The 12,417-nt window shown below is 64.0% G+C and carries 12 protein-coding genes; 10 read left to right on the top strand and 2 right to left on the bottom strand.

Translation table 11 applies throughout. The features are described 5' to 3' along the window. Positions 1-186: 186 nt before the first annotated feature. Positions 187-1,719, bottom strand: coding sequence for a YifB family Mg chelatase-like AAA ATPase (locus tag CIT31_RS04695; protein WP_095517620.1), 1,533 nt, complete (start codon positions 1,717-1,719; stop codon positions 187-189). Positions 1,720-1,897: 178 nt separating this feature from the next. After that, positions 1,898-2,839 (bottom strand): glutathione synthase, encoded by a 942-nt coding sequence (gene gshB, locus CIT31_RS04690; protein WP_095517619.1) that lies wholly within the window; start codon positions 2,837-2,839, stop codon positions 1,898-1,900. Positions 2,840-3,235: 396 nt separating this feature from the next. Between gshB and CIT31_RS04685 the strand changes: the two genes are divergently transcribed. From CIT31_RS04685 to CIT31_RS04640, 10 genes are all read left to right on the top strand, one after another. After that, positions 3,236-4,003 (top strand): SDR family NAD(P)-dependent oxidoreductase, encoded by a 768-nt coding sequence (locus CIT31_RS04685; protein ID WP_095517733.1) that lies wholly within the window; start codon positions 3,236-3,238, stop codon positions 4,001-4,003. Beyond that, entirely contained in the window at positions 4,000-4,956 is a 957-nt protein-coding gene (locus CIT31_RS04680; RefSeq protein ID WP_245316103.1) for a 2-dehydro-3-deoxygalactonokinase, read from the top strand. Before CIT31_RS04685 ends, CIT31_RS04680 begins: the two co-directional genes overlap by 4 nt. Continuing rightward, positions 4,953-5,594, top strand: a complete 642-nt coding sequence (locus CIT31_RS04675) for a 2-dehydro-3-deoxy-6-phosphogalactonate aldolase (RefSeq protein WP_029347857.1) — start codon at positions 4,953-4,955, stop codon at positions 5,592-5,594. Before CIT31_RS04680 ends, CIT31_RS04675 begins: the two co-directional genes overlap by 4 nt. Beyond that, positions 5,591-6,472 carry an SMP-30/gluconolactonase/LRE family protein gene (locus CIT31_RS04670; RefSeq protein ID WP_095517617.1) on the top strand — a complete coding sequence of 294 codons (882 nt, stop codon included), beginning with the start codon at positions 5,591-5,593 and terminating at the stop codon, positions 6,470-6,472. Before CIT31_RS04675 ends, CIT31_RS04670 begins: the two co-directional genes overlap by 4 nt. Before the next feature lie 177 nt (positions 6,473-6,649). Next, complete coding sequence (locus CIT31_RS04665) at positions 6,650-7,720, top strand: D-alanine--D-alanine ligase family protein (protein ID WP_095517616.1); 1,071 nt, start codon at positions 6,650-6,652, stop codon at positions 7,718-7,720. Positions 7,721-7,833: 113 nt separating this feature from the next. Beyond that, complete coding sequence (locus CIT31_RS04660; RefSeq protein ID WP_095517615.1) at positions 7,834-8,502, top strand: helix-turn-helix domain-containing protein; 669 nt, start codon at positions 7,834-7,836, stop codon at positions 8,500-8,502. Between the two features lie 30 nt (positions 8,503-8,532). After that, on the top strand, positions 8,533-9,603 hold the full coding sequence (locus tag CIT31_RS04655; protein ID WP_095517614.1) for an extracellular solute-binding protein: 1,071 nt from the start codon (positions 8,533-8,535) through the stop codon (positions 9,601-9,603). 16 nt (positions 9,604-9,619) lie between these two features. Next, a complete protein-coding gene (locus CIT31_RS04650) occupies positions 9,620-10,504 on the top strand; it encodes an ABC transporter permease (protein WP_095517613.1) in 885 nt (294 codons plus the stop codon). Then, positions 10,504-11,289, top strand: a complete 786-nt coding sequence (locus CIT31_RS04645) for an ABC transporter permease (RefSeq protein WP_095517612.1) — start codon at positions 10,504-10,506, stop codon at positions 11,287-11,289. The genes CIT31_RS04650 and CIT31_RS04645 overlap by 1 nt, the downstream gene beginning before the upstream one ends. Position 11,290: 1 nt before the next feature. After that, complete coding sequence (locus CIT31_RS04640) at positions 11,291-12,400, top strand: ABC transporter ATP-binding protein (protein ID WP_095517611.1); 1,110 nt, start codon at positions 11,291-11,293, stop codon at positions 12,398-12,400. Positions 12,401-12,417: the final 17 nt, after the last annotated feature.

The raw sequence follows: 12,417 nt of genomic DNA, 5'->3' as shown, positions 1-12,417 counted from the left end.
CGCCACGCAAATCGTCAGGCTGGCGGCCGACGGCGTCTGGTTGGCCGACCTGGCGACGATGGTTCTTCCCGACAGGTAGCAACTCCGCGTCGAGCTCCTTCAGATGACTCGGCAGCCCAGCAGAACCGGTGCATAGCCTTGTTGACTGCTCGGCGGTCAAGCTTTCCGGCGCCCGAACGTTGCGCTCTACGCCGCCTGCGCCATTCGCTCCGAGCTCATACGGTAGGAAATCGCCTCGGCCAGATGGATGCGGCCGACCGTCTCGCTGGCCTCGAGATCGGCCAGCGTTCGCGCCACTTTCAGCACCCGGTGGTAGGCGCGCGCGGAAAAGCCGAGTTTTTCGCTGGCGTCCCTGAGCAGCGACAGGCCTGATGCATCCGGCATCGCGATCTCCTCGATGACCGAGGGCGAGCAATGCGCGTTGGTGGTGGCAGTGGTCGCGCCGAGCCGCTCGAAACGCTCGCGCTGGATTGTCCGGGCGCGCGCGACGCGCAGCGCCACCGCGGCACTTTTCTCCGCCCGGTCCGGCCGGATCAGATCGCTGGCCGAGACCGCCGGCACCTCGATCCGGAGATCGATGCGGTCGAGCAGCGGGCCGGAAATGCGCGCCTGGTAGTCGGTGCGGCAACGGTCGCCGCGCAGGCAGCGATAGCCCGGCTCGCCGGCCATGCCGCAGCGGCACGGGTTCATCGCCGCAACCAGCTGGATGCGCGCCGGATAGGTGACGCGATGGTTGGCGCGGGCGATCATGCAGTCGCCGGTCTCCAGCGGCTGGCGCAGCGCGTCGAGCGCCTGCGGCGAGAATTCGGGAAACTCGTCGAGGAACAGCACGCCGTGATGGGCAAGCGACGCCTCGCCCGGCCGCACCCGCAGGCCGCCGCCGACCATGGCCGCCATCGAGGCCGAATGGTGCGGGGCGCGGAACGGCCGCCGGTCGGTCAGCTTGCCTTCGCCGAGTTCGCCGGCCACCGACGCGATCATCGAGACTTCGAGCAATTCCCTCGGCGCCAGCGGCGGCAGGATCGACGGCAGCCGCTGCGCCAGCATCGATTTTCCCGATCCCGGCGGTCCGACCATCAGCAGATTGTGGCCGCCGGCCGCCGCCACTTCGAGTGCCCGCTTGGCGGTCTCCTGGCCCTTGATGTCGGCCAGATCCGGCAGGTCACGCGCCGCGGCATGGATGCCGGCCTCCGGCCGCGACAGGACCTGCGTGCCGCGAAAATGATTGGCGATAGCGATCAGGCTGCGCGGCGCCAGAATGTCGAAATCCTTGCCGGCCCACGCCGCTTCCGGCCCGCAGGCGAAAGGACAGATCAACCCCTTGCCTTCGGCATTGGCGCCGATCGCCGCCGGCAGCGCGCCGGCCACCGCGGCGATGGTGCCGTCAAGCGACAGCTCGCCAAGCACGACATAGCCGGCCAGCATGTCGCCCGGAATGGCCCCCAATGCCGCCATCAGGCCGAGCGCGATCGGCAAATCGTAATGGCTGCCTTCCTTGGGCAGGTCGGCCGGCGCCAGATTGACCGTGACCTTCTTCGACGGCATCGACAGGCCCGACGCATGCAGCGCCGCCTGCACCCGCTCCCGGCTCTCGGCCACCGCCTTGTCGCCGAGACCGACGATGTGCATGTTGACCTTGCCCGGTGCGATCATCACCTGCACGTCGACCGGCACGGCCTCGATGCCCTGGAAAGCGACCGTACGGACCCGCGCAACCATTTTTCAGCCCCCGGACATGGGCTCGCCCGAAGCCCATGCGATCATGCCGCGAACGGCGTCACCGGAGACAACCACAGATTTTGGGCAAAGGCAAGAACATTACGGGAACAATTGAACGCTACATCTGATGGCGTCGCGGCGCTCTGGGTCGGAAAAACGCTGTTCCGCCAAGCGTGCGCTACTTGCGTTTGTCCTCGACCGCATCCCAGAACAGGCTCGCAATATCGGCGCCACCAAAACGCTCCACCTCGCGCACGCCGGTCGGCGACGTCACGTTGATCTCGGTCATGTAGTCGCCGATAACGTCGATGCCGACAAGGATAAAGCCGCGCTCTTTCAGCGATGGGCCGATGCGGGCGCAGATCTCGCGTTCGCGCGCCGTCAGTTCGGTTTTTTCGGCGCGGCCGCCGACATGCATGTTGGAGCGTGAATCATGCTCGGCCGGCACCCGGTTGATGGCGCCGACCGGCTCACCGTCGATCAGGATGATGCGTTTGTCGCCGGCGCGCACCTCCTTCAGATAACGCTGCACGATGTAGGGCTCGCGGAACAACTGGCCGAACATTTCGAGCAGTGAAGCAAGGTTGCGGTCGGCCTCGTGCAGGTGGAAGATGCCGGCGCCGCCATTGCCGTAGAGCGGCTTGACGATGATGTCGCCGAACTCCTTGCGGAAGGCGGCGACCTCCAGCGGGTCCTTGGTGATCAGCGTTTCCGGCATCAGGTCGGGAAATTCGGTGACGAAGATCTTTTCCGGGCTGTTGCGCACCCACGCCGGGTCGTTGACCACCAGTGTCTTGGGATGGATGCGCTCGAGTATGTGCGTCGTGGTGATGTAGTTCATGTCGAACGGCGGATCCTGCCTGAGCAGGACGACGTCCATCTCCGACAGGTCGGTGCGGACTTCTTCACCGAGCGAATAGTGATTGCCCTTCTCATCGCGGACCTGCATTTCCTCGATGCGGGCAAACACCTTGCCGCCGCGCAGCGACAACCGGTCGGGCGTGTAGTGGAACAACTGATGGCCGCGCCGCTGCGCTTCCAGCGACAGCGCAAAAGACGTGTCGCCGGCAATCGAAACGGTGGAGATGTGGTCCATCTGGACGGCGATTTTCAGAGGCATGGCGGATCTCCGGCGGATCGGATGGGCATTTGTGCTTGCCCTTACAACCTCGCCGGTGATCTGCCAATCGCGACATTTTGAGGATTGCCTGCTGCATGCGGGGCGTCTGTCGGCCAGTTGCAGACAAAGCGAGGCTGTGCGTGCGCTCGATGCCTCGAGGGGTTGGCCGCCGCAGCAAGGACGCGTAGTGGGACGTGATCGTCTTTTTGTCTGACATAAGCCTCGGGAATCGGTTTTTCTCCTTTGCTCCCCCGACCGGGCTGGCTAGGATGCGCGCCGACTGAGCCTACAGCGCCGCGCGTCCTTTGGAAGCGCAAAGGACGCTGTAGCACTTTTTGCGCATGATCCTTTCCGAAAATCGAAACCGATTCCGGGGTCATGCGCAGGGAGAAAAAAATGATGCCATCGGCACGCTTTGCCGACCTTCAAGGTGCCTCGGTGCTGATCACCGGCGGCGGCTCCGGCATCGGCGCGGCGCTGACCGACGGCTTTGCCCGCCAGGGAGCGAAGGTCGCCTTCATCGACATCGCCGATGGCCCGAGCCTTGCGCTGGCCGACCGCATCGAGAAGGATCTCGGCCGCCGGCCTCTCTATCTCAAGACAGACATACGCGATGTCGAGGCGCTGCGGGCTTCAGCCGCCAAGGCGGCCGAAGCGCATGGCGACGTCACCGTGCTGGTCAACAATGCAGCACTTGATGATCGCCACGCAGTGGAAGATGTCACCGTGGAATTCTGGGACAACAACCAGGCGGTCAACCTGCGTCCGCATTTCTTCTCTGCACAGGCGGTAGCGCCGGGCATGAAGCGCGCCGGCGGCGGCTCGATCATCAACTTCACGTCGACGTCGTTTCTGATCAACCACCCCGACATGCCGGCCTATACCGCCGCCAAGGCCGGCATCGTCGGCCTGACCAAGGGGCTTGCCGGCAAGCTCGGCGCCGACGGCATTCGTGTCAATGCGATCGCACCCGGCTGGGTGATCACCGAGCGGCAGAAGGAACTCTGGGTCACCGAACAGGCGCTCGCCGCCCACGTTGCCAAGCAATGCATCAAGCAGGTGATGCAGCCGGAAGACATTGTCGGCACAGTGCTGTTCCTGGCGTCGGACGCCTCGCGGATGCTGACCGCACAGATGTTGATCGTCGATGGGGGCTTCCTGTGAGCCCAGGATTTCCGAACAAGGTGCCGGCCGTTGCCGCCGTCGATTGGGGCACAACCCGTCTCCGGGTCTGGCTGATCGATGAGGCCGGAAACGTCCTTGCCGAGCGCCGCGGCGACGACGGGCTGATCACTGCGCAGGCCGCCGGGTTTTCGACCATCCTCGAAGGACATCTGGTGGCGATGGGCGCGCCGGAAGCGATGCCCGTCATCATCTGCGGCATGGCCGGCTCGCGCCAGGGCTGGCTGGAGGCGCCCTATGTCACCGTGCCGGCGCCGATCGGCGCCATCCTTGCCGGCGCTGCGCGCATCCCCGGCCAGCGCCGCGACATCCGTATCGTGCCGGGGCTTGCCCAGCGCCAGGCCGATGCGCCCGACGTCATGCGCGGCGAGGAAACGCAACTGGCGGGCGCTGGTTTGCCGGCAAAGGGCCGTCATCTCGTCTGCATGCCCGGGACCCATTCGAAATGGGTTTTGGTCGAGGACGGCGCTGTTGCCGCTTTCGGCACGTGGCCGACCGGCGAGCTGTTTTCGGTGCTGGCGGCGCACTCGATCCTGCGCCATTCGCTGGGCGAGCAGCCCCAGCCGGTTGCACCAGGCAATCCGTTTTTCCGGCGCTGGTGCGAGCAAGCGCTTGCCGACGGCGGCGATGTCACGTCGAGACTGTTCTCGATCCGCGCCGCTGGCCTGCTTCAGGACCTGAAGCCCGACGATGCCGCTGCTTGCCTGTCCGGCCTGCTGATCGGCGGCGAGATCGCCTCGGCCAGCCGGCGCTATGGGAAAGGCGGGTCGGTCGTGCTGGTCGCTTCCGGCGCGCTCGGCGCGCTGTACACGGAGGCGCTCGGCCTCGCTGGACTCGCGGTTCGGACCGTCGATGCCGACGAGGCGGTGCGTGCGGGCCTGATCGAGGCGGCGCGCGAAAATGGCATGATTGCTGGAAGCGGAGTTACCGCATGACCGAGACCGCACCATTTCCGAAGCTCGAGCGCGGCCTTGTCGCCATCTTGCGCGGCCTCAAGCCGGACGAGGCGGTGGCCATTGGCCGGGCGATCTTCGAGGCCGGCATCGAAGCGATCGAAGTTCCGCTCAATTCGCCGGAGCCCTTCGCCTCGATCGCAAGGATCGCGGAGGCGCTGCCGGCGACGGCACTGGTCGGCGCCGGCACTGTGCTGACCGCGGCCGATGTCGACGGATTGCAAAAGGCCGGCGGGCGGCTGCTGGTCAGCCCCAACATCGATGCCGAGGTCATGGGTCGCGCGATGAATTACGGCATGGTGACGATGCCCGGCGTGTTCACCCCGACCGAGGCATTTCAGGCCATCCGGCTCGGCGCCTCGGCGCTGAAATTCTTCCCGGCCAGCGTGCTCGGCGCAGCCGGCATCGCGGCGATGCGCGCGGTTTTGCCTTCCGATATGCTGGTCGGCGCGGTCGGTGGTGTGTCGGAAAAGGACTTTGCCGGCTACAAAGCTGCTGGCGTCAGCGTCTTCGGCCTCGGCTCCAGCTTGTTCAAGCCTGGTATGAACGTGGATGAGGTGGCAACGCGAGCACAGGCCGCAGTCGTCGCCTGGGATGCGGCGTTTGGAGCAGTGCGATGAACGAAGCCATCGTTTCTGTTCTTTCCGACCATGTCTGCCAGCTCGGCGAAGGCCCGAGCTATGACCCCGCCACTGATACGCTCTACTGGTTCGACATCGTCAACGGCCAGCTTCTGGAAAAGCACCTTTCCGGCGGTGCGGTCAAAATCCACGAGCTTGGCCAGATGGCCAGCGCCATCGCCGTCATCGATGACAACAGACAATTGATCGCTACCGAAACCGGCCTGCATGTCCGCGATGTCGCGACCGGCAAGATGACGCTGCACACGGCGATCGAGGCCGACAATCCGGTGACGCGCTCGAATGATTCGCGCGTCCATCCCTGCGGCGCCTTCTGGGTCGGCACGATGGGCAAGGGCGAGGAAAAGGCCGCCGGCTCGATCTACTGGTTCTTCAAGGGGGAGCTGCGTCGGCTCTATTCGGACATCACCGTGTCGAACTCGATCTGCTTTTCCGAGGACGGAACGGTCGCCTGTTACACCGATACCAGCACCGGCCTGTTGATGCGCGTCGCCTGCAATCCAGCGACCGGCCTGCCAGTCGGCGAACCGAAGATCTTCGTCGATCATCGCAAGGCCAAGGGCTATATCGACGGTTCGGTGCTCGATCGCGACGGTGTTCTTTGGAACGCCTGCTGGGGCGGCAGCGTCATCGAAGCCTACGGGCCTGACGGCAAGCTCATCCGTTCGGTCGCGATGCCGGTGACGCAACCGTCTTGCCCGGCCTTTGTCGGCAGGAATGCCGACCGGCTGGCGGTGACTTCAGCCTGGTCGGGCAAGAATGAGAAGCAGCGCCTGCTGGACCCGCAAGCCGGCATGACATTTCTGCTCGACATTCCAGTCAACGGCCGCTTCGAGCCGCGCGTGCTGATCGCCTAGACCATGATCCCGAACCTTTGGTTCGGAAAAGATCATGGTCAAACAAGAAGATCGCCCAGCACTGTCGTGCAGGCGTCCGGCTGACGTCGGTTTTCCGCGAAGGCCTGATACATTCGCCGTGCGATGGTAGGCAATCGCGCTGCCAGGACCCGTTCATCCCCGGGAATCGTTCATCCCATGTCAAGCCGCAAGCCGAAGCTGGTCCTTGTCTACGAGCCCGAAAAGGCTTGCTTCGACCGGCTGGTCGCCGATGGCCACGTGGCGGCGCGCGCCGCCGAAATCGCCTCCTATCTGGCGCAATCGACCGACATCGCCTCTGAGTTCGATGCGCTGGCCGCAGCCTGCCTGACACGCGGCCTGTCCTTTGTTCCAGTGGCGCTCGACGATGCCGCGAGCGCTCTCGCCGGCGAGGGCCCAAAGTCCACGCTTGTCTGGACGCTGACCGACGGCATCGCCTATTTCCGCGGTGGCGCCGCACCTGCTTTGGCACGGCTGAATGGCCTGAAGGTGATCGGTGCCGATGACGCGCTGTTTGCGCTGTGCCAGGACAAGTTCCGTGCTGGCGCCGTGCTTGGCGCACTCGGCCTGCCGGTGCCGCAATCAGGTTTGGCCCGCGACGGTCATTGGCTGGTCGAGCCGCCAGCCTCGTCGGCTGGCTGGTTCGTCAAGCCAAACCGGCTCGGCGCCAAGATCGGCATCTGGCGGGACTCGCGCTGTGCCGATCTCGGCCATGCGCTGGAACTTAGCCGGCGTGTGTTCGCCGCCTATCGCGACGACGTCGTTGTGCAGCCCTATTTAGCCGGGCGCAATGTGCGCGCGAGCTATCTCGGCCTCAAGCCGGACACCGGCGTCGAGGCGCTCGGCGTCGCCTTTGTCGATTCGGGCGGTGATTTCCAGACCATGGCAGACAGCCTGGCGCTCTATGGCGCCACCGGCGAGGCTGCCAGGGAGGCGGGGACATACGCCGAGCCCGAGCTGCTGCCGGTCGCCGCCAGCCAGCCGCGAGCCGATGCAAAGATCCGACGGATCGCGCAAAGCCTGATGACCGGGCTCGGCCTGCGAGATGTATTTTCCATCGATTTCCGGGTCGAAGCCGACGACAGCGTCCATCTCATCGAATTCGAGGTCTGCCCCGGCCTGCCCTGCTTCGATTTCCGCGCCTATTGCCGCACGCAATGGGAGATGGGCCTCGCCGATGCGATGGCCGAGACCGCGGCGAGCCGTTTTAACCGAATGGCCGCGTCCTGAGCAGAAATCCTGCGTGAAGCTGCCCTCGGCGACCCAGGATCGTATCGTATCTCGACAAATCGCTTGCGTTCCGGCACCTCACTTAATAGGGTGTTAAGTGAAGGAGGCCCGCGGTGAAAGTCGACCATGCGACATCCCCGGACGTGGCCGCGCTGGCAGCGGCGGACGCGGACAAGGCGAAGCATGTCGGTGGGCGGATCAAGGCCATTCGCACGGCCCGACGCATTTCGCTTCGCCAGCTGGCCGACATGGTCGGCACGACGGCGAGCTTCATCAGCCAGCTCGAGCGCAATCTGAGCGGCGCCAGCGCCAGCACCCTGATGCGGATCGCGGCTGCGTTGGATCTCGGCATCAACGACCTGTTCGAGCAGACCGAAGGTGGGTTCCACAAGGTGCTCGCCAGAGGCGACCGCCCACTGCTGCCGATCAGCCACGGCTGTCGAAAGACGTTGCTGTCGCGGCGGCCGATCCATGAGTTCGAGGTTTATTCGGGGGATTTCGACGTCGGCGGTTCGACCGGTAACGATGCTTACACGCATGGCGGCAAGCACGAGATGTTCGTCGTTCTGAAGGGAACAGTCGAGCTGACGCTGGCAGACGAGCGCTTCGTCATGAACGAGGGCGACAGCATCGAATACGCAACCTCGACGCCGCATCGCACTGCAAACATCGGCAAGACGCCAGCGCAGGTGCTCTGGATCATCGCGCCACCGACCAGCGGCGCGGCGGAACTCAATCGATACACGCCCGGACAAGGCTCGCAGCCGGGCGAACCGAACTAATGCGGGTGCACATAAATGGGAGATAAAACTATGAAGACCAAGATCGGACACGTGGCCGCACTCGGGCTGTTGATGATCACCACCGCAGCGCTTGCACAGAGCAAGCCCGTGGCGGGCGAGGTGGCCGAGGGCTCGCTAAAGGGCAAGACGCTTACCTTCGTCTCGTATGGAGGCATTTACCAGGATGGTCAGATCGCCGCGCTGAAGGAGTTCGTCGACAAGTCCGGAGTGACGCTGCTCAGCGACGGGCCAACCGAAATCTCGAAACTGCAGGCGCAGGTCGAGTCCGGCAATGTCACCTGGGACGTTGTCGATACCGGCGATTTCCCGCCCTACGTCTATTGCGGCAAGCTGTTCCAGAAGCTGGACTTCTCGAAGATCGATACGTCTAACATTCCGGAGGGCCAGATCAGCGAATGCAGTGTGCCGGCCATGAACTATGGCGTGGTGCTGATGTACAACACCGAAAAGTACAAGGATAACCCGCCCAAGAGCTGGAAGGATTTCTTCGACATCGAGAAGTTCCCGGGCTCGCGCGCTCTGGAGGGCAGCGGCGATCTCTCCGGCGGCATGATCGAGCAGGCATTGCTCGCCGCCGGCGGATCGGTGGAAAACATGACGGTTGCCGATATCGACAAGGCGATCGAGAAGGTGAGGTCGCTCGGTCCGGACACGATCTTCTGGAAGACCGGAGCCGATTCCCAGCAGCTCGCCGAGTCCGGCGAAGCCGACATGATCGCGATGTGGACCGGACGTGCCATGACTGCGGTGAAGAACGGCGCGAAGTACACGCCGGCGTGGCAGGACTGGCTGGTCGTGATGGACCAGATGACCATTCCGATGGGCGTCAAGGACCCCGACGCGGCGCATGCGCTGATCAACGCCTATGTCGGCAAGAGCGCCCAGGAGACGCTTGCAAAAACCACCTCGTATACCCCGATCCACAAGGACGCGAAGCCCGAAGTGGACGAGATCACAGCGGCGTTCATGACCAACACGCCGGACAAGCTGAAGCTCGGTTACCAGCAGAACATCAAGTTCTGGGTGGAGAACTTCGAGGTGGCGAACGAAAAGTGGAACGCGTTGATGGCGGGCAACTAGGTCCGCCACCGTGGCAATGAGAGCAATCGACAGCCGGAACACTGTTCCGGCTGTCGCCGCAGACGACCGGCGGCGCTGGTTTCGTGGACAGGCTTTCTGGCTCGTCGCGCCGGCGCTGCTGCTGCTCGTCATCTGCCTGGGTCTGCCGCTCGCCATCGTTACCTTGCGCAGCTTTTCCGAGCCGCAATGGGGATGGCAGAACTATGCCTGGTTCTTCGGCACACCGGTCAACCTGACCGTACTTCAGCGCACCTTCGCGATCTCCGCCTGGGTGACGCTGGTATGTCTTATTGCCGGCTATCCCTATGCCTATGTGATGACCGCAGTCGGACCCAAGATGCGGCTCGTCCTCATCCTGTGCGTGCTGGTGCCGTTCTGGGTGAGCGGTGTGGTGCGCACCCTGGCATGGGTTATCCTTTTGCAGGATTCCGGCGTGATCAACTCCGTCATCCGGGCAGTCGGCCTTGGTCCGGTCAAGCTGATCCGCACGCAGACAGGCGTGGTGATCGGCATGGCGCAGGTGCTGCTGCCGTTCATGATCCTGCCGCTCTATTCGGTGATGAAAACGATCGACCTGCGGCTCATGCAGGCGGCACGGAGCCTTGGCGCGAGCCCGGCGCGCGCCTTTGCCCAGGTTTATCTGCCGCTCTCGCTTCCTGGCGTCTACGCAGGCGCCATCATCGTGTTCATTCTTGCGCTCGGGTTCTACATCACCCCCGCGCTGCTCGGCGGTCCGCGTTCGACCATGCTCTCGACCCTGATCCAGAACCAGGTGCTCAGCCTGCTAAACTGGGGCCGCGGCGGTGCGATGGGTGTGGTGCTGTTGATCGCGACCTTCGTCCTGCTCGCGCTCGCAGCACCGCTGTCGAGGCAACCGCACAAGACGGGCTCGAGACGCTGATGAAACAGCCCGGTCGAATCCTGCTCGGTCTGTACTGCCTGCTCGTCGCGGTCTGGCTGGTCGCACCGACAATCGTCGTCGTGCCGATGTCGTTCAACGACAAGAAGTCGCTGGCCTTTCCGCCATCGGGCTTTTCCTGGCAGTGGTACCAGAACTTTTTCACCAACCCCGAATGGTCGGCGAGCCTGATCGGTTCGCTCAAGGTCGCCGTTGTCACGGCGGTGTTCGCCACCGTCATCGGCACGCTGGCGGCATTCGGCCTCGATCGCATGAAAAGCCGCGTCAGCGGCGTGCTGCGCGCGCTGCTGATCACGCCAATGGTCGTGCCGGGGGTGGTGCTCGCCGTTGGAATCTATGCGGTCTATCTCGATACGCGGTTGGTCGGCACCATGACCGGCTTCGTGCTTGCCCACACCATGCTCGCCGTTCCTTTCGTCATCATCGCCGTCTCCGCCAGCCTGGAAGTCTTCGACAAACGGCTGGAAACTGCTGCGGCCAGCCTCGGCGCAACCCGGCTGACGGCGTTCAGGACGGTGACGTTGCCGCTGATCGCGCCGGGCATCCTGTCGGGCCTGCTGTTTGCGTTCGTCACCTCATTCGACGAGATCATCGTCGCGCTGTTCATCACCAGCCCTTATCTGAAGACACTGCCGGTCCAGATATTCTCGAGCATTACCCGGGACGCCGATCCTACCGTTGCGGCGGTGGGCACGCTGCTCTTCATCACTACGTCGCTGGTGATCGGGGCGGGGCTGTTGATCTGTTCGAGACAGGGAAGACGTTGACATGGCCTCACCATCGACTCGCGGCGCAGCCATCGATCTCAAATCCGTCAGCAAACACTATGGCAGCTTCATCGCTCTCGATAAAGTCTCGCTAGGCATCAAGCCGGGGGAGTTCATGACGCTGCTTGGGCCCAGCGGTTCGGGCAAGACGACCACGCTCAACGTCATCGCCGGCTTCACCGAGGTCAGTTCGGGTTCGCTTGATGTCGGCGGCAAGAGCGTCATCGGCGTACCGGCGCATAAACGCAACATTGGCGTGGTCTTCCAGCACTACGCGCTGTTTCCTCACATGACGGTCAGCAGGAACGTCGCATATCCCCTGACCTTGCGCGGCATCGCCAATCCCGATCGCGAGGCCCGGGTGCGCAAGGCGCTGGACATGGTGAAGATGGCGGATTTCGGCCACCGCTTCCCCAGCGAGCTCTCCGGCGGTCAGCAGCAGCGCGTCGCACTGGCGCGTGCCATCGTATTCGACCCACCGCTGCTTCTGATGGACGAGCCGCTCGGCGCGCTCGACAAGAAGCTGCGTGAATGGCTGCAGCTCGAAATCAAACGGATCCACCGCGAATTGGGCACCACCTTCGTTTATGTCACGCACGACCAGGAGGAGGCCCTGGTCCTCTCGGACCGCATCGCCGTGTTCAACCAGGGACGCATCGAGCAGATCGGCACCGGTCGCCAGCTCTACGACGAGCCCGAGACCTTGTTCGTCGGAAAATTCGTCGGCGACTCGACGATACTGCGCGGCGCAGCCTCCACCTCCGGGAACGAGACCGCCATTGACATAGAAGGGCGGAAAGTGGCTGCCGCCAAACGCCTTGCCGACGGCGCCAAACCCGTGATGCTGCTGCGGCCGGAGAAGCTGAGCCTCGCCAGACGGGGGAAGGGCGGACAGGGTCGAAACACCCTGCCCGGGCGCATCGGCGAGGCCATCTATCTCGGATCGGGCTCCAAATACGAGGTCGTGCTGGCCGACACCTCCAAGGCGATCGTGCGCTCTTCGCTGGACGCCGAGACCTTCGCCATCGGCGACGAGGTTGATCTCGTATTCGCGGGCAGCGACGTGAAGCTGTTGGCGGACGACGAAAACGCCGATTTCACGCTGACCTGAATCCTATCTGGGAAAAT

It is taken from the genome of Mesorhizobium wenxiniae (genome assembly GCF_002284535.1).
Taxonomy (GTDB): Bacteria; Pseudomonadota; Alphaproteobacteria; order Rhizobiales; family Rhizobiaceae; genus Mesorhizobium; species Mesorhizobium wenxiniae.
This window is presented reverse-complemented; position numbering and strand designations above follow the sequence as displayed.

What these genes read in the sequence shown, in the direction of transcription:
- gshB (WP_095517619.1), bottom strand. Translation starts at nt 2,839, where the DNA reads ATGCCTCTGAAAATCGCCGTCCAGATGGACCACATCTCCACCGTTTCG.
- CIT31_RS04670 (WP_095517617.1), top strand. Translation starts at nt 5,591, where the DNA reads ATGAACGAAGCCATCGTTTCTGTTCTTTCCGACCATGTCTGCCAGCTC.
- CIT31_RS04675 (WP_029347857.1), top strand. Translation starts at nt 4,953, where the DNA reads ATGACCGAGACCGCACCATTTCCGAAGCTCGAGCGCGGCCTTGTCGCC.
- CIT31_RS04695 (WP_095517620.1), bottom strand. Translation starts at nt 1,719, where the DNA reads ATGGTTGCGCGGGTCCGTACGGTCGCTTTCCAGGGCATCGAGGCCGTG.
- CIT31_RS04650 (WP_095517613.1), top strand. Translation starts at nt 9,620, where the DNA reads ATGAGAGCAATCGACAGCCGGAACACTGTTCCGGCTGTCGCCGCAGAC.
- CIT31_RS04685 (WP_095517733.1), top strand. Translation starts at nt 3,236, where the DNA reads ATGATGCCATCGGCACGCTTTGCCGACCTTCAAGGTGCCTCGGTGCTG.
- CIT31_RS04645 (WP_095517612.1), top strand. Translation starts at nt 10,504, where the DNA reads ATGAAACAGCCCGGTCGAATCCTGCTCGGTCTGTACTGCCTGCTCGTC.
- CIT31_RS04640 (WP_095517611.1), top strand. Translation starts at nt 11,291, where the DNA reads ATGGCCTCACCATCGACTCGCGGCGCAGCCATCGATCTCAAATCCGTC.
- CIT31_RS04655 (WP_095517614.1), top strand. Translation starts at nt 8,533, where the DNA reads ATGAAGACCAAGATCGGACACGTGGCCGCACTCGGGCTGTTGATGATC.
- CIT31_RS04665 (WP_095517616.1), top strand. Translation starts at nt 6,650, where the DNA reads ATGTCAAGCCGCAAGCCGAAGCTGGTCCTTGTCTACGAGCCCGAAAAG.